Here is a 15,701-nt window from a genome sequence, read left to right on the forward strand (position 1 = left end):
AGAAGGGAGATTGGTTTTAAGAGATTGCCGATCTGGATTTTTTATACAAAAAAAACCATTCCGTATTAGCGGAATGGTTCAATATCTTTTTTTAGGGATATTATATTTCGAAAGAGAAATCGTCAGTAGCTTTAGTAGCTTCAGCTGTATTTTCGCTATACTCGTATCTTTTCTCGATTACTTCCTGATTAGCTTTAATATATTCAACTGTATCTCTTAATCCTTCAGAAAATTTTTCAAAGTCTTCTTTGTACAGGAAAATTTTGTGTTTAACGAAAACGCCATCTTCCAAACGCTTTTTGCTTTCTGTTACTGTGATGTAGTAATCGTTAGACCGTGTTGCTTTTACGTCGAAAAAGTAAGTGCGCTTTCCGGCACGAACTTTTTTAGAAAAAACCTCTTCTCTCTCTTTATTGTCAAAATCTCCCATTTTTCGTTTTTAAAGTTTAGTCCGGTAAATATAAACTATTAATATTTAAACTTCAAAATACAAAATTATTGGACAATGGGGGTGTCAGACAGGGAATTCCTGTTCTTCGAGTAATTGTTTTTCGTAAAGATCCCTGTAAACACCATTTGCTTCGATAAGCATTTCATGATTACCCTGCTCGATGATTTTTCCATCTTCGATAACCAGTATTTTATCAGCGTTTTTAATGGTTGAAACCCTGTGCGCAATAATAATACTCGTTTTTCCTGTCATGTTTTTTCCCAGGTTGTTAAGGATTTCTTCTTCTGTTTTTGTGTCAATAGCCGACAGGCAATCATCAAAAATCAATAATTGAGGAGACTTGATAAGGGCCCTTGCAATAGATACTCGTTGTTTCTGGCCACCAGATAGAGTGATTCCCCGTTCGCCAATCATCGTTTCGAAACCATTTTCAAACTCAGTAATATTATGATAAACAGCTGCGTCTTTAGCCGCCTGTTCAACTTTAAGGATTTCGGTCGTGGATTGGCCGAATGCAATATTATTGGCAATCGTATCAGAGAATAAAAAAACTTCCTGGGGCACAAAACCGGTCTGACTCCTGTAATCATTCAGGTTGATGCTTTTTAGAGATTTGTTATCAATAAGAATTCTGCCTGAACTGGGGTCATACATGCGCATGAGTAAATTTGCAAGGGTAGATTTCCCCGATCCGGTGCGGCCGATGATTGCAACAAATTCGCCTGGCTTCACTTTAAATGAAATATTCTTAAGGGCTGTAATACCTGTATCTGGATATGTAAAACTGACATCGTCAAATTCTATGTGTCCTTCCAGCTTAAACTTATCGGTATTAAAGGAAGTAATTTCAGGCTCCGTATGCAGAAATTCATTGATGCGTTTTTGCGATGCCGCGGCGCGTTGAATTAAGGATGTCACCCATCCCAGGGATGTGACCGGGAAGGTCAGCTGGTTAACATACACTATAAATTCTGCGATATTTCCGGATGTGATGGTTCCGTTCATCACCTCTATACCACCAATATATACAGTTACAATAGTACTTAAGCCAACCAGTAAGAGCATGATCGGATAAAATGTTGCCTGCACCTGTACCAATGCCAATGAATCTTTTTTGTAAGCATTACTTTCTGCAGCAAACCTCTCATTGATATCTTTCTCCCTTACATAGGCCTTAATTACTCTAATGCCAGAAAAGGTTTCCTGAACAAAACCCGATAACCTGGAGAGGCGCTCCTGTATTTTTTCACTCCTGTAATTAATGATGTTGTGAACATAATAGATAGTGAAAGCTAATATTGGCAGAGGAAGCAAGCTGTAAATGGCAAGTTTAAGATTGACACTGATCATGGCAATAATTACCAGCAGGAACAATACAATTGTGTTTATGGTATACATAATTGCAGGGCCAACATACATTCTAACCCGGCTGACATCCTCCGTGACCCGGTTCATTAAATCGCCGGTATTATTTCTGCGGAAGAAACTCATTGAAAGGTTTTGGTAATGCTGGTAGATTTCGTTTTTTAAGTCATATTCAATATGCCGCGACATCAGAATAATAGTTTGCCGCATAAAAAATAAAAAGATACCCCTAAGTAAGGCAAGTATTAATACTGTTGTGCCAAAAAGAAGCAGACTATATCCAAAGATCTGGTATACCAGTTCTTGTCTTTCAAAACCATTAAAGAGCCTGTAGGTACTTATGTTCTCGGTTACCAGATCGAAGGCTATACGGATTACTTTTGCCGGGAGAACACCGAAAATATTAGAAATGATAACGAAAATAACTCCAGGAATGAGGCGCCAGCGGTATTTATAAAAAAACTTATTCAAATAGGCCAGATCTTTCATGCTGTATCCCCGGTATATGTCTAAAGATGTGATCAGCCATAAGAGTATTGTAGATACTCAAATCGCTGTGTCAAATGATAAAAATTAAATCCTGCTCGTAATGTTATTTGCAAAAGTAGCAATCCTGTAATAGGTTAAGAATATTATAGGGAAATTTTACTAGTTTTGCAGGAAGATTCGCACCTAAAACATGGTATCAAAAACTTTCAAGGAAGGTTCATTATTTTACGAGGTTAGTAAATGTAAACACCAGCAAGTTGTATTCTGCAACGATGAAGATACCGGCTTAAAAGCAATTATAGCTGTTCATGATACCACACTCGGTCCGGCTTTTGGTGGTACCCGGATGTGGGAATATAAAACTGAAGGTGAAGCGCTGAGGGATGTTTTACGTCTTTCAAGAGCGATGACATATAAAGCGGCTATAAGCGGATTAAATCTCGGAGGAGGTAAAGCCCTGATTATAGGTAACAACAGGACCGATAAATCCGAAGCTTTAATGCGCAAAATGGGACAGTTCATACGCAACATGAACGGGAGTTTTATTACCGCTGAGGATTTGGGTACAAATAGCCGGGATATGGAATATATCCGTATGGAGACCGAACATGTGATTGGGGGAAGCGAGTCTTTTAGCGGTGCAAATGCCTCGCCTTTAACAGCAAAGGGCGTTTTTATGGGGATAAAAGCATGTTTAAAGGAACTTTACGGAAATGATAGCATAGCCGGAAGATCGGTAGCGGTACAGGGGATTGGCCATGTTGGCGAAAATCTTGTTCATCTGCTGCGTGAAGAGAATGCCAAGGTGTATGTGAGCGATATTAATGAAGAACGCGTTGGGCAAATAGCAAAGAAATTTGGCGCCGAGGGCATTTCGAATAATAATATTCTGGATCTGGAATTTGATGTATATTCTCCTTGTGCACTGGGCGGAATAATTAATTCTGCTACCATAGCTAAGATGAAATGTGGTATTATTGCAGGTTCTGCAAATAATCAGTTAGCGGATGAAAATCTGCATGGACAAATGCTCCTGGATAAAGGCATTATTTATGCTCCTGACTATTTAATTAATGCCGGCGGAATGATAAGTTCATACTCTGAATTATCCGGATACAGCAAAAAAAGAACTTTACAGCTGGCAGAGAACATATACGAAGTAACACGGGGTGTGTTGAAAAAATCAAAATCGGAAAATATTCCTACAAATAAAGCAGCAGATAAAATCGCTGAAAAGCGGATCTCAGATATAAAAAAAATTAAAGGATCCTATTAATTAGTTTATTACTATAAAAATCGTTCTTATAACATGTTAAATAGAAGGCAGCTTAGGGTAAAGGTGTTACAAACTTTGTACGCATACCATTTATCCGAGAATAAAGTGGTGAAATCATTTGAGAAAAAACTCCTTGATAGTGTAGACGATGTATATGAGATGTATATCTGGTTGCTTTCCCTGTTAACTGAAGTGTCTGATTACGTTTTGCGTGACGCTGATGAACGAGCAAATAAATATTTACCTTCCGAAACAGATTTAAATACCAATCTGAAACTGAATACCAATAAGTTCATTATCGCTTTAAGAGAAAATGCCGCCTTTAAAAACGACTTAAAGAAGTATAATGCTTCCTGGAGCTTTGACCCCGAAATTGTAAAATCCATTTTTACAGAATTAAAAGCTTCAGCGCAATATGAAGCTTATCTGGCTTCCGAAGATGTTTCAATGAGGGCTGAGAAAGATATCATTAAATACATTTTCAAAAAAATAATACTTGTAATTCCTTCTGTCGAACAGTCTTTTGAAGAAAAATTCATCAACTGGCAGGTAGACCGCCCCGTTTTAGAAGCCATGGTGGCTAAAACCCTGAGCAATTTTCAGAGTGAAAACGGGATGGAGAATAAGCTGGCGCAAATTAGTCCGGTGTGGGTTGAAGACAGAGATTTTATTGTAAACTTATTTCAAAAGACTATAGCTTTCGACGAGGAGTATCAAAAGTTAATTTCTGATAAAACGAAGAACTGGGAAGCCGACCGGATTGCAATTATTGATATCCTTTTAATGAAATTAGCCCTTACAGAGCTGATTCATTTTTCCGGAATTCCAATAAAAGTGTCGATGAATGAATACATTGAGATTGCAAAAGAATTCAGCACCCCTAAAAGTAATTTGTTTATAAATGGTATTTTAGACAAAATTTTAGCAGAATTAAAATCATCAGGTAAAATCCGGAAATCCGGCAGAGGATTAATTGAATAAATAATGAAGAAAACATTGTTAACAATATTAATTGTTTCAGCTTTCGCAGTTTCTTGCAGCAATCAGGCAGCAACAGAAAGCCAGACAGACAGCGCATCAGTTTCAGCAGATAGTTCTGAAAATGGTGCATCTATTAACTTTGAGAAAAATAGTTACGATTTTGGTAAGATTAATGAAGGCGATAAGGCAACTCATGAGTTTAAATTTACCAATAATGGTAAATCCCCTTTAATAATATCAAATGCAACTGCCACGTGTGGATGTACTGTTCCTGAATATCCCAAAGAACCAATAGCTCCGGGGGAAACAGGAGTGATAAAAGTTGTCTTTAATAGTGCAGGCAAAACAGGGATGCAACATAAAGTTGTTACCCTTACTACAAATGCCAATCCTTCCACTACAGAGCTTTATTTGACCGGAGAAGTTAAAGGCGCTGAAGATTTAAAAAAATAAATAATTAAATAGTAAATAAATGATAGCAAATATTTTATTACAAATGGATAGTTCAAGTATAGTAAGTTTTATTCCAATGATTTTAATTGTCATTGTGTTTTACTTCTTTATGATCAGGCCGCAAATGAAGAAGGCAAAAGACCAGAAGAAATTTGTTGAAGAGCTTAAAAAGGGCGATAAAGTTGTTACTACAGCCGGTATCCACGGCAGGATTGCAGATATGAATGATTCTACAATTGTTCTTGAAGTAGAGGGTGGTTCTAAAATCCGTTTTGATAAATCAGCTATTTCATTAGATTCGTCTAAACCTGTTGCAAGCAAAGCTTAGTTAAAAATTACATGTTTAAAAATGCCCCGTCATTTGCCGGGGCATTTTTATTGTTGGAGATATCGTAATTTAATTACAATTTAGACAAATGCCTATAGTTTCGCTTAACAGGATAGAAAGGAGAAGAATATCAGTTTTTTTAAGCTGTTTGCTTCTTGCTGTTTTTGCCTGGCTGTTCTTTGCATTGTCGAACAATTATGAGTATAAAATAAATTCTAAGATAAATTTTACAAATCCGCCTTTAAATAAAGCCTATCACCCTTTGCAGGATGATACCATTACTTTAAAGATTCAGGGAACAGGCTGGCAATTGCTTTTTTCCAGATTTAAGCTGAACAGTAAAATTGTAGATGTAAGTTTAAAAGGGCTAAATACAGGAAATTTTGTAACTGTTTCAAGTCAGTTGCGTGATATCAATCTTCAGTTTGAATCCAATCAAAAAGTAGTTTCCGTTTTCCCGGATACCTTATTTTTTGATTTTACCAAGAGGATAACCAAAAGTGTTCCGGTAAAACTACTGTACAAGTTATCTTTTCAAAAAGCTTTTGGGATATCTGGTCCGATAAGGCTTGATCCTGAAACTGTAATTATTACGGGCGCTGCCGAAGATTTGGAAAAAATTAATTCATGGAAGACAGATAGTCTTTCGATTAGTGAAATCAACAGCTCAATAAACACAAAGGTAAGCTTTCAGAAAGGGGTCAAAAATAATGTAGACGTATTCCCAAAGTTTGTGAAAGTTATTGTTCCGGTGGATGAGTTTACTGAAAAAATTTTGGAAATACCTATTGAAGTTGTAAACAACCCCGGTAGGGATGTGAAGATCGTTCCTGAAAAAGTGAAAGTAACACTTTTGACAGCTTTAAGTAATTATCCTAAAATTGATAGAGAATCGTTTCAGGTAAGCGTTGATTTAGACAAGTGGATGAAAAATAAATACCGCCAGTTGCCACTGCAGATCACTCAATTTCCAGCTTATTGCAAGCTGGTAAAAACCGAACCTCAAATCGTAGATTTCTTTGTTAAAGAATAATGCTGAAAATCGGAATAACAGGAGGTATTGGAAGCGGGAAAACCACTGTCTGTAAGCTTTTTCAACTGCAGAATATCCCGGTTTTTTATGCAGACCAGCAAGCTAAAACCATTATGCAAACGGACACGCGTCTGGTTGATGACTTAAAAGCGGAGTTTGGGCAGGACGTATATTCTAAGGAAGGATTGCTAGATAGAAGAAAGCTGGGAGGATTGGTGTTTAATGATGAACAAAAGCTAAAACAACTCAATTCATTGGTCCATCCGGCTGTGTTCAGAGCTTTTGATGTCTGGGTGAAACAACAACATGCATCTTATGTATTAAAAGAAGCTGCCCTGCTTTTTGAAAGTGGTTCATATAAAGATTGCGATTATGTTATACTCGTGAAATCGCCGAAGGATTTGAAAGTTAAAAGGATTATTGAGCGGGATTCAATATCTGAAAGTGATGTGTTAAAGAGAATGAATAAACAATTAAGCGACGAAGAGAAGGAAAAGAAATCTGACTTTATACTATATAATGATGAAAAGCAAATGCTGATTTCTCAGGTGCTTAAACTCCATGAAATTTTTTTAAAACTTGCTGTAAAGGTTAAATGATACTTGATGATTTTTTAACCTTTGATGAAAAAGGGTTGTTTTGCCATTACGGCGATTTCTATATTGACCCGCAACAAGCCGTTGAGCAGGCCGTAGTTTCTCATGCTCATGGCGATCATGCCGCAGGGGGGAGCACTAAGGTTTTTTGTACTCCGGGAACTGCTGCTATTATGCAGCTTCGCTTAAAGAAAAATGCAGGAAAGGAATTCCTGATTTTTAAATACGGCGAGTCTTTTAATATAAAAGATGTAAGCCTTACATTTTACCCGGCCGGTCATATATTGGGTTCTGCCTTAATATTAATGGAATATAAAGGAGTAAAGTATTTGTATACAGGTGATTTTAAGCTTCAGGATGATGAAACCTGTGAGCCTATGCAATTTGTAAAAGCCGATGTACTGATTACAGAAACAACTTTTGCTGATCCCCAGGTTATCCATCCAGATGTGGAAACCGAGATCAGAAAGTTAAATCTCACCAATCATAATATTTTAATGGGTGCCTATTCTTTAGGTAAAAGTCAGAGACTGGTAAGCCTCATCAATAAATACTGCCCGCAGCGTAAAGTCTTGTTGCATCATTCCATGCTGTCAATTTCCAAAATTTATGAAGACTTCGCCTTTCATCCGGGAAAGTACGAACCCTACAATCGAAAGCTTATGAAGGCTCCTGACCAGGGTTTTGTGTATATTGTACCTCCACTTACTTTTGACAGTTATTTCAGGGCAAAAAATGTATTGAGGGTTTTCGCATCCGGATGGAAAAAATTGCATCGGCAGAATGATCTGGAGTTATACATTTCAGATCATGCAGACTGGAACGATATTCTTCTTACGATAGAAAATGTGGAGCCGAAGCAGGTTTGGACGCTACACGGCGATGGTTCGCATTTGAAAAGTTATTTCGAGGGAAAATTACGCATTAAGATATTAAACTGATGCCAAAGGAAGGTCATGACTATTATTTTATAGAGGGCGGGTTTATCGTGTTCACAAAAGAATATCATTTAAAACGGGGATTTTGCTGTAAAAATGGTTGCAGGCATTGTCCCTGGAATAAATCGGGCGAAAAAACAGAACAAACAAAACAGAGAAAATGAGATTATAAGTTTAACATCTAAAATGGAATTGGAAAAGGAGATTCGGACCAAATTTGAAAACGACTATCAGAAAGTAGTTGTCAACACCATTTATACTTATGGCTGGATAAGCGATATATTAAAAAAGCGCTTGAGCAAATATCAAATTACACTTCAGCAGTTTAATATTTTAAGAATACTTAGGGGGCAATATCCAGGTCCGGCAACTATCAATCTTTTAAAAGAGCGTATGCTTGATAAGATGTCTGATGCCTCCCGGATTGTCGAGCGTTTAGTACAGAAAGGGCTCGTAACCCGTTGTGTCAATCAAAAAGACCGGAGGGCGGTAGATATCGTCATAAATGAAAAAGGCCTTGAGATACTTAAAAAACTCGATCTGGTAATTACTCCGATAGATATACTAAAATCTAACCTTAGCGAGGAAGAAGCAAAGCAATTAAATTTTTTATTAGATAAACTTAGAGGCTAAGTTAACCACTCAATCCTGCACAAGCCTGTTTAGTTTACCTGCCTAATGAATTAAGAAATTCACTAACGCTATAGCTATCCCTGCCAAAACAGCAACAAGTTTACGTAAATTGAAATGGTGATCAACACTCGATTCAAATAGAATTGTAGTAGAAATATGCAGGAAAATTCCAATCACAATACCCATAATTCTATCGAAATAACTGTCAAGATTACCGATAGAACCATTGCTTAATCCCTCACTGAATAAATAACCAAGAGGAGACATCATCGAAAATAGGATAAGCAGGGAAATGATAGGCCTCTTTGAAATCTTATTTTGCATTAATACACTCGCCAATGCAAATGAAGCGGGGATATGATGGAGTCCGATTCCAAACAACAGTTGGTTCTGGTGGCCTTGTGCAAGCGGCATGCCTTCCAGAAAAGCGTGCAGGCATAAGCTAAACATTATTCCGTAAGGGAAAACGTAATGGTCGTGGCTATGTTTATGAATATGGCCGTGTTCAATTCCTTCCGAGAATTGTTCCAATAATATCTGGAAAAGGAAGCCTCCTAAGACAAATAAACCTATGCTATGATCGCCTTCATGATAAACTTCAGGTATAAGATGAAGAATTGTAATGGCGAATAGGTAAGCCCCGCTAAATGAAAGAATAAGCTTTAGTCGTTGCGTATTATCTTTTTTAAATAGAAAGATTGCCATCCCACCCAGAAAGCAGCTTGTAAATAATAAAATCAGTTTCCAGATTTCCACTCTTTATTGATTTTTAAGGTTAAAAAAACAGAACTGGTTATGTAGCCTATCATGCAGCCTAATAAAGCTCCTGTAAGCACGTCAATAGGAAAATGTACTCCAACATAAACCTGTGCAAATGCCACGCTGAAGGCCCATAAAAACGCAATAGGCACAATCCATTTCCATCTCGAATAGAAGGTTGCTGCCAGAAACATGGCGATTCCGAAATGATTGGTAGCATGAGTGGAGGGAAAACTAAAACCGGTGCCACATGCAACAAGCGAGTTTATTTCTTCTTTAATTGAAAGATCATTGCAGGGCCTCAATCGCTCAAAGGTTGGTTTTACAACCGAAGCAGAAAAGTAATCGCTCAACGCAAAGGTGATCACAATAAACAGGAGGCATATCCAGCCCCTTTTTCCATAATTTCGGGCTAAGAATACTATTATAAACAGGTAAAGAGGTGACCAGAAATAGCGATTTCGCAAGAATGGCATTATCCAATCAAAAAAAGGATTCGATAAACCTTTGTTAACAAAAAAAAAGAGTTGTTGGTCAAAATGTATTAAATTCTCAAACATCAGCTTTGCTGCAGATAAAAATTAAACGATCTGAATTCAATTCATCAAAGGGCTCAAGCGAGTAGCTTCCGAAGTATTCATTTATTTTGAACCCGCTAAGTTGAAATAATCTTTTAAAATCTGATAGCGAAAAGGCCTGAACATCTTCCTGAAAGTTCTGCTTTTTGTCTTTATGCTCAAATTCAATGGACTTAATAATTCTGCCTGTTTTTACTTTTTTACTAATATTAAAATTTATCCCTTCAATAGTTTTGACTTCCTTTTCAGTGAGACTATTGAGGATTTTATGGCTGTTAAAATAATCCAGAACAAGTATACCGTCTTTTTTTAACGATTTTCTGAAAGATTTTAAGGCATTTATATTATCTCTCTCACTTGCAAAATACCCGAAACTTGTAAACAGGTTAAAGGCAAAATCAAAATAATTAATAAAAAGAAGATTTCTCATATCGTGCTGAAAAAACTGCAGCCTTTCATTTTCAAATTGCTTGGCATATTTAATGCTTGAATAAGAAAGATCTATTCCGGTTACATCAAATCCTTTTTTATTAAGATATATAGAATGTCTTCCCTTGCCACAGGCAATATCGAGCATTCTGGCTTCTTTATTTGGCTGAAGATGAAGACAGAGGTTGTTTATGAAAATTTCGGCCTCTTCATCATTGCGCTGGTGATATAAAATATGATAATAAGGAGAGTTAAACCAATTCTGGTACCATTTACCTGGCATATAAAAAACTTAAGCGTGCAAACTTACGTAAAATTTTGGCCCTGAAATTTCACAGAAATATCAATATAATTAATAATCTCGTCCTATTATGAAAAAAGGGGAGATTGTGCAAGTAAATCCCGGGCTTAATTTGTTCTGGTCAACCTTTACCATTGGCTTTCCTCTTTATATTGTTATTTTTGACCAAAACATACAAAGGTGACTCTCATAAAATCAATTTCAGGAATAAGGGGAATTATTGGTGGTACTCCCGGCAACGGATTAACCCCTGTTGATATATTAAAGTTTACAGCAGCGTTCGGAAAATGGACGATGAAAAGAAGCGGTAAAAATAAGCTGGTGATAGGTCGCGATGCACGTATTTCTGGTGAAATGGTTCGAAACCTTATTGCAGGAACATTACAAAGCATCGGTGTAGACGTAGTAGACTTGGGACTTTCTACCACTCCAACGGTAGAAATAGCGGTACCTGATGAAAATGCGGGTGGCGGAATAATAATAACAGCCAGTCACAATCCCAAACAATGGAACGCATTAAAATTGCTCAACGAAAAGGGCGAGTTTATTAGCGAAGCTGACGGAAAAGAGGTTTTAGAAATTGCCGAAGATCTGGAGATGACTTTTGCTGACGTAAATCAGTTAGGGAAAATAACCGTAGATGATAGTTATTTGCAAAAACATATTGCAAAAATACTGGCTCTTCCTCTGGTAGATGTAGAGGCGATTCGAAAGGCTAAGTTCAAAATAGCTATCGATTGTGTTAATTCGAGCGGCGGAATATTTGTGCCGGTATTATTAAAAGCTTTAGGTGTTGAAAGAGTGCATGAATTATATTGTACTCCTGATGGCCATTTTCCGCATAATCCGGAACCTCTTCCGGAAAATTTAATCGCCCTTTCTCAGGAAGTAGTTACTAAGAACGCAGACCTGGGCATTGCCGTAGATCCCGACGTTGACCGCTTATGTTTTGTTTGTGAAGATGGAAGCATGTTTGGTGAAGAGTACACACTTGTGGCTGTTGCTGATTATGTTTTACAAAATACTCCCGGCAATACCGTTTCAAATCTTTCATCAACCCGTGCTTTACGCGATGTAACCGAGGCGTCGGGTAATGAATACAATGCTGCTGCGGTAGGAGAGGTGAATGTTGTGAATAAGATGAAAGAGACCCAAGCTGTTATTGGCGGCGAAGGTAACGGCGGGATTATTTATCCGGAGTCTCATTACGGTCGTGATGCCCTTGTTGGTATTGCTTTGTTTTTAACACACCTGGCGAAATTCGGGAAAACTATTTCGATGCTCAGGAAAACTTATCCGGGTTATTTCATTTCTAAAAATAAAATAACACTTACTCCCGAGATGGATATTGATGCCCTGCTTAAAAAGGTAGAAAAAAAATATGAAAACCAACCTTACTCAACAATTGACGGTTTGAAAATTGAATTCGATAAGCAATGGGTGCATTTGCGCAGATCAAATACAGAGCCCATCATTCGAATTTATTCTGAAGGTGATTCTGAAACTGGCGCAGCTAATCTGGCAAATAAGATTATTGCTGATATTAAAGACATTTTGCGCTTAAAAGGATAGTAAGGCGTGAGAAGGAAGGAATGAAAGAATGAGTGAATGAATGGGAGAAGGAAAGAATGAGTGAATGAAATCAATGATACATAATCTCTTAATATGGAACCTGATAAAGTAGGATTTATAGAAGCTTTTAAATCACGAACAAAAAAATTTGTAGTGGACAATATCCGGCTTATCAAGATCTTCCAAAAACGGACGAGGCAAGAATTATTGGTAAACAATTGCTTCGCTGAGCCTCTTCTGTAGGAGCCAATTATCGTGCTGCTTGAAGAGGTAGATCGAAAGCGGAATTTTTTTCGAAAATAAGTATTGTGGTCGAAGAAGCAGATGATGCTGTTTTTTTGGATGGAAGTTTTAATTGAGGCGGAAATAGTTTCACAGCAAAAAATAAATACAACATTGAATGAAGCCAAAGAAATTTTAGCTGTCGTATCAAAAGCAAGAAAATCTGCTTCCACAAAATAACCGATATTCAATCATTCAATCATTCAATCAATTAAAAAATTTTATCGTTAACTATGCGTGTGTATCTGGATAATGCTGCTACAACTCCTTTAGATCCGGAAGTTCTGAAAGAAATGGTCAGCCTGATGGGAAGTCATTTTGGTAATCCTTCTTCTATTCATTCTCATGGACGGGAGGCACGTACAATAATAGAAAAGGCCCGGAAAACAGTAGCATCCTTCTTAAATACCTCACCTTCAGAAATTTTTTTCACTTCTGGCGGGACCGAGGCAGACAACATGGCCATTCAGTGTGGAATTATCGACCACAAGATCGGCCATGCTGTTACAACCAGAATTGAACATCATGCTGTACTTCATACCCTGGAGGCAATGGCACGCAACGGCATCATTGAATTGAGTTTTGTCCGTATAGATAATAAGGGAAATGTCGATCTGAATCACCTGGAAGATATTCTCGCTACTCAGCCCCGAAGCTTTGTTTCTCTAATGCACGCCAATAATGAAATTGGAACCCTTACCGATATTGTAACCGCAGGAGAAATTTGTAGGAAGTATAACGCTATTTTTCATTGTGATACTGTGCAAACTATCGGGCATTATCAGATCGACTTGCAACAGCTTAAAGTAGATTTTATAACTTGTGCAGCACATAAATTGCACGGACCGAAGGGTACAGGGTTTTTGTACATCAATCATAATCTTAAAATTAGTCCTTTGATTTATGGTGGTTCTCAGGAACGAAATATGCGTGGTGGAACCGAAAATTTATATGGTATAGCAGGTTTGGCTAAAGCCATTGAAATAGCTTCCAAAGATATGGAGACTCAGCATCATTATATTCAGGGATTAAAATCCTATATGATTGATGAGTTAGTTTCAAACATCCCGGGTATTGAGTTTAACGGTGAACTTTCTCAGGATAAAAGCTTGTATACTATTTTGAATGTTCTATTTCCCGAAACTGATCTTGCTGACATGTTACTTTTTAATCTGGATATTTCAGGGATTTCCGTGTCAGGGGGAAGTGCCTGCAGTTCAGGAACAAATATTGGCTCTCATGTACTGGAAGGCATTGGCTCAGATCCAAATCGCCCGGCTGTGAGATTTTCTTTTAGTAAACTAAATACCAAACAGGAAATAGATTTTGTGATAGCCAAGCTCAAAACCTTGTTCTAAGGGATTTGTGTTAAGTTTAATGTGGATTTTTTTTTTAAGTTTTTGTAAAACAAAGTAGGTTAGTCCGGCTGTTCTACTTGTATATTATTTAGCTAAACTAAACAAGAACATGGAACTATTTCGCGAAGAATGCTTAACTATTCAGGATGATTATTTAAGAAATGATCCTTCAAGAGAAGGCTCTGAGAATGTAGATGTTTTGGATTATACTAAGGTCAGCCAAAATATTGAAATAGCTCCACTGGGAATTGGAGTTGATATTAATGTACATAATATTGATCCGGAGGATGATGATTTGGACGACGATGACGATTTGGATCTGGATTTAGATAATGAAGAATTTGAAGATGAAGATGATATTCTTGATGTCTCCTCTGATATCGATCCTGATGATGACGATGATATCGATCCGGATGATGATGATTTGTTAGCTGATGACGATGATTTAGACCCGGTTATAACACCTGATCTTGATGATGACGATGATTTTTTGGATGATGATGACGACGATGATTTCGACGACGAGCCTATCGCCCGATCCTCAATGATTTCAGAGGCGGATTTTCCATCCCGTCGTGAAGCGGAGTTATTGGTAGAATGACAGACCACAAACCTGAATTATCCGGTTCATAAAAAGTACTATTATGGCTGACGAAAAAGCTAAGCATAATCATACCGGTCAAACTCCTTCTGATATCCCATCGGAGAAGTTAAAGCATTCTCCTCCAAAAAAAGGACGTAAGAAAACAGTGTCAAAAAGTAATTCTAACACTAAGCTAAAGAGCTGAATTTTTTGGAGGCGGAAATAATTCTGCAGGAAGATAAAAGCAAGCCCCTTTTTAAGGGGCTTTTTTATTTTGGATCGACTTAATTATTCATCATATTCAGAAAGGTAGAAAGTTTTTCTTTCATTTGCCTTCTGTCTACTATAAAGTCTAGAAATCCGTGTTCAAGAACAAACTCAGAAGTTTGGAAGCCCTTAGGAAGATCTTTTTTAATCGTTTCTTTAATAACTCGAGGACCTGCAAAACCAATTAATGCTCCAGGTTCTGCAATGTTAACGTCGCCAAGCATTGCGTAGGAGGCTGTAACTCCACCGGTGGTTGGGTCGGTTAATAAAGAAATATAGGGTATTTTAGCTTTGCTTAATAAAGCAAGCTTAGCGGAAGTTTTCGCCATTTGCATTAACGAAAATGCAGCTTCCATCATTCTTGCTCCTCCTGATTTCGAAATCATCAGAAATGGAATCCGGTGTTTGATGCAGTAATCGATTGAGCGTGCAATTTTTTCGCCAACAACAGAACCCATAGAACCACCGATAAAATTAAAGTCCATGCAGGCGATCACTAAATCCTGACCATCTATTTTACCATGTGCCGAGCGAATGGCGTCTATAAGGCCGGTCTTCTTATTGCTTTCCTCTAATCTGTCTGTATATTTTTTATTGTCGTTGAAATTCAATGGATCGCCCGAACGAAGCAGTGGAAACAGCTCTGTAAATTCATTATTATCAAATAAAACAGAGAAGTATTCTTTCGAACCTATGCGTAAATGATAATTGCAATAATGGCATACATATTTATATTCTACTTGTTCTGCATAATGTAATGGCTTTTTACATTCCGGACACTTGTTCCATATACCATCCGGGGCTTCTTTTTTTTCTTCAGTTGAAGTGATTATTCCTTTTTTTTCTCTTTTGAACCAAGCCATATATGTTTTGGATAAGCGGTTACAAATAAACGAAATTTTTAAGACAACAATCTTTATTTATCCGTTGTTGTGAATTATTCTCAAATCAGCTTTAACCTTAAATAATTTTTTTATTTTCGAGCCTTATTATTAAATAATTATGAACTTAAAAAATTATAAAGGTGTT

19 protein-coding genes are annotated in these 15,701 nt (G+C 37.3%); 13 read left to right on the plus strand and 6 right to left on the minus strand.

Annotated elements, in window-relative coordinates:
* Window positions 1-100: 100 nt before the first annotated feature.
* Both WG906_RS19155 and WG906_RS19160 read right to left on the minus strand, forming a co-directional pair.
* Window positions 101-430, minus strand: coding sequence for a DUF3276 family protein (locus tag WG906_RS19155; protein WP_339994505.1), 330 nt, complete (start codon window positions 428-430; stop codon window positions 101-103).
* Between the two features lie 84 nt (window positions 431-514).
* On the minus strand, window positions 515-2,305 hold the full coding sequence (locus tag WG906_RS19160) for an ABC transporter ATP-binding protein (RefSeq protein WP_339994506.1): 1,791 nt from the start codon (window positions 2,303-2,305) through the stop codon (window positions 515-517).
* A 190-nt stretch (window positions 2,306-2,495) separates the two neighbouring features.
* Between WG906_RS19160 and WG906_RS19165 the strand changes: the two genes are divergently transcribed.
* The 9 genes from WG906_RS19165 to WG906_RS19205 all read left to right on the plus strand — a co-directional run bounded on the left by WG906_RS19165 (window position 2,496) and on the right by WG906_RS19205 (window position 8,543).
* Entirely contained in the window at window positions 2,496-3,581 is a 1,086-nt protein-coding gene (locus WG906_RS19165; RefSeq protein ID WP_339994507.1) for a Glu/Leu/Phe/Val family dehydrogenase, read from the plus strand.
* Window positions 3,582-3,614: 33 nt separating this feature from the next.
* On the plus strand, window positions 3,615-4,562 hold the full coding sequence (gene nusB / locus WG906_RS19170) for a transcription antitermination factor NusB (RefSeq protein ID WP_339994508.1): 948 nt from the start codon (window positions 3,615-3,617) through the stop codon (window positions 4,560-4,562).
* Window positions 4,563-4,565: 3 nt separating this feature from the next.
* Window positions 4,566-5,015, plus strand: coding sequence for a DUF1573 domain-containing protein (locus WG906_RS19175; protein ID WP_339994509.1), 450 nt, complete (start codon window positions 4,566-4,568; stop codon window positions 5,013-5,015).
* A gap of 19 nt (window positions 5,016-5,034) precedes the next feature.
* Window positions 5,035-5,343, plus strand: coding sequence for a preprotein translocase subunit YajC (gene yajC / locus WG906_RS19180; RefSeq protein ID WP_339994510.1), 309 nt, complete (start codon window positions 5,035-5,037; stop codon window positions 5,341-5,343).
* A gap of 88 nt (window positions 5,344-5,431) precedes the next feature.
* Window positions 5,432-6,376, plus strand: coding sequence for a CdaR family protein (locus tag WG906_RS19185; protein WP_339994511.1), 945 nt, complete (start codon window positions 5,432-5,434; stop codon window positions 6,374-6,376).
* A complete protein-coding gene (gene coaE, locus WG906_RS19190; RefSeq protein WP_339994513.1) occupies window positions 6,376-6,975 on the plus strand; it encodes a dephospho-CoA kinase in 600 nt (199 codons plus the stop codon). The genes WG906_RS19185 and coaE overlap by 1 nt, the downstream gene beginning before the upstream one ends.
* Window positions 6,972-7,913 (plus strand): MBL fold metallo-hydrolase, encoded by a 942-nt coding sequence (locus WG906_RS19195; RefSeq protein ID WP_339994514.1) that lies wholly within the window; start codon window positions 6,972-6,974, stop codon window positions 7,911-7,913. The genes coaE and WG906_RS19195 overlap by 4 nt, the downstream gene beginning before the upstream one ends.
* On the plus strand, window positions 7,913-8,074 hold the full coding sequence (locus WG906_RS19200; RefSeq protein ID WP_339994516.1) for a C1orf53 family protein: 162 nt from the start codon (window positions 7,913-7,915) through the stop codon (window positions 8,072-8,074). Before WG906_RS19195 ends, WG906_RS19200 begins: the two co-directional genes overlap by 1 nt.
* Window positions 8,075-8,096: 22 nt before the next feature.
* Window positions 8,097-8,543 (plus strand): MarR family winged helix-turn-helix transcriptional regulator, encoded by a 447-nt coding sequence (locus WG906_RS19205; RefSeq protein ID WP_339994517.1) that lies wholly within the window; start codon window positions 8,097-8,099, stop codon window positions 8,541-8,543.
* Between the two features lie 42 nt (window positions 8,544-8,585).
* Here WG906_RS19205 and WG906_RS19210 read toward each other — a convergent pair whose 3' ends face one another.
* The 3 genes from WG906_RS19210 to WG906_RS19220 form a co-directional block, all read right to left on the minus strand.
* Window positions 8,586-9,299, minus strand: coding sequence for a ZIP family metal transporter (locus tag WG906_RS19210; RefSeq protein WP_339994518.1), 714 nt, complete (start codon window positions 9,297-9,299; stop codon window positions 8,586-8,588).
* The gene (locus WG906_RS19215; RefSeq protein WP_489737897.1) at window positions 9,281-9,778 is read right to left on the minus strand and encodes a phosphatase PAP2 family protein; all 498 of its coding nucleotides are present in this window, start codon (window positions 9,776-9,778) and stop codon (window positions 9,281-9,283) included. Before WG906_RS19215 ends, WG906_RS19210 begins: the two co-directional genes overlap by 19 nt.
* 76 nt (window positions 9,779-9,854) lie before the next feature.
* Window positions 9,855-10,592, minus strand: a complete 738-nt coding sequence (locus WG906_RS19220; protein ID WP_339994520.1) for a class I SAM-dependent methyltransferase — start codon at window positions 10,590-10,592, stop codon at window positions 9,855-9,857.
* Between the two features lie 198 nt (window positions 10,593-10,790).
* Here WG906_RS19220 and glmM point away from each other — a divergent pair, with 198 nt between their 5' ends.
* The 4 genes from glmM (at window position 10,791) to WG906_RS19240 (ending at window position 14,610) form a co-directional block, all read left to right on the plus strand.
* Window positions 10,791-12,182 (plus strand): phosphoglucosamine mutase, encoded by a 1,392-nt coding sequence (glmM, locus tag WG906_RS19225; protein ID WP_339994521.1) that lies wholly within the window; start codon window positions 10,791-10,793, stop codon window positions 12,180-12,182.
* 515 nt (window positions 12,183-12,697) lie between these two features.
* Window positions 12,698-13,822: a cysteine desulfurase family protein gene (locus WG906_RS19230; RefSeq protein WP_339994523.1), complete on the plus strand. Its 1,125-nt coding sequence runs from the start codon at window positions 12,698-12,700 to the stop codon at window positions 13,820-13,822.
* A 109-nt stretch (window positions 13,823-13,931) separates the two neighbouring features.
* Entirely contained in the window at window positions 13,932-14,423 is a 492-nt protein-coding gene (locus tag WG906_RS19235; protein ID WP_339994524.1) for a hypothetical protein, read from the plus strand.
* A 43-nt stretch (window positions 14,424-14,466) separates the two neighbouring features.
* A complete protein-coding gene (locus tag WG906_RS19240; protein ID WP_339994525.1) occupies window positions 14,467-14,610 on the plus strand; it encodes a hypothetical protein in 144 nt (47 codons plus the stop codon).
* A gap of 79 nt (window positions 14,611-14,689) precedes the next feature.
* Here the strand turns inward: WG906_RS19240 and accD are convergent, their stop codons facing one another.
* Window positions 14,690-15,535 (minus strand): acetyl-CoA carboxylase, carboxyltransferase subunit beta, encoded by an 846-nt coding sequence (gene accD / locus WG906_RS19245; RefSeq protein WP_339994526.1) that lies wholly within the window; start codon window positions 15,533-15,535, stop codon window positions 14,690-14,692.
* Between the last annotated feature and the right edge of the window lie 166 nt (window positions 15,536-15,701).

Origin of the sequence: Pedobacter superstes, from assembly GCF_037622515.1 — a bacterium.
GTDB lineage: Bacteria > Bacteroidota > Bacteroidia > Sphingobacteriales > Sphingobacteriaceae > Paradesertivirga > Paradesertivirga superstes.

Bases quoted from the DNA above. Each gene is read 5' to 3' on its own strand.
- WG906_RS19155 (WP_339994505.1), bottom strand. From the start codon at position 430: ATGGGAGATTTTGACAATAAAGAGAGAGAAGAGGTTTTTTCTAAAAAA.
- WG906_RS19160 (WP_339994506.1), bottom strand. From the start codon at position 2,305: ATGAAAGATCTGGCCTATTTGAATAAGTTTTTTTATAAATACCGCTGG.
- WG906_RS19165 (WP_339994507.1), top strand. From the start codon at position 2,496: ATGGTATCAAAAACTTTCAAGGAAGGTTCATTATTTTACGAGGTTAGT.
- nusB (WP_339994508.1), top strand. From the start codon at position 3,615: ATGTTAAATAGAAGGCAGCTTAGGGTAAAGGTGTTACAAACTTTGTAC.
- WG906_RS19175 (WP_339994509.1), top strand. From the start codon at position 4,566: ATGAAGAAAACATTGTTAACAATATTAATTGTTTCAGCTTTCGCAGTT.
- yajC (WP_339994510.1), top strand. From the start codon at position 5,035: ATGATAGCAAATATTTTATTACAAATGGATAGTTCAAGTATAGTAAGT.
- WG906_RS19185 (WP_339994511.1), top strand. From the start codon at position 5,432: ATGCCTATAGTTTCGCTTAACAGGATAGAAAGGAGAAGAATATCAGTT.
- coaE (WP_339994513.1), top strand. From the start codon at position 6,376: ATGCTGAAAATCGGAATAACAGGAGGTATTGGAAGCGGGAAAACCACT.
- WG906_RS19195 (WP_339994514.1), top strand. From the start codon at position 6,972: ATGATACTTGATGATTTTTTAACCTTTGATGAAAAAGGGTTGTTTTGC.
- WG906_RS19200 (WP_339994516.1), top strand. From the start codon at position 7,913: ATGCCAAAGGAAGGTCATGACTATTATTTTATAGAGGGCGGGTTTATC.
- WG906_RS19205 (WP_339994517.1), top strand. From the start codon at position 8,097: ATGGAATTGGAAAAGGAGATTCGGACCAAATTTGAAAACGACTATCAG.
- WG906_RS19215 (WP_489737897.1), bottom strand. From the start codon at position 9,778: ATGCCATTCTTGCGAAATCGCTATTTCTGGTCACCTCTTTACCTGTTT.
- WG906_RS19220 (WP_339994520.1), bottom strand. From the start codon at position 10,592: ATGCCAGGTAAATGGTACCAGAATTGGTTTAACTCTCCTTATTATCAT.
- WG906_RS19230 (WP_339994523.1), top strand. From the start codon at position 12,698: ATGCGTGTGTATCTGGATAATGCTGCTACAACTCCTTTAGATCCGGAA.
- WG906_RS19235 (WP_339994524.1), top strand. From the start codon at position 13,932: ATGGAACTATTTCGCGAAGAATGCTTAACTATTCAGGATGATTATTTA.
- WG906_RS19240 (WP_339994525.1), top strand. From the start codon at position 14,467: ATGGCTGACGAAAAAGCTAAGCATAATCATACCGGTCAAACTCCTTCT.
- accD (WP_339994526.1), bottom strand. From the start codon at position 15,535: ATGGCTTGGTTCAAAAGAGAAAAAAAAGGAATAATCACTTCAACTGAA.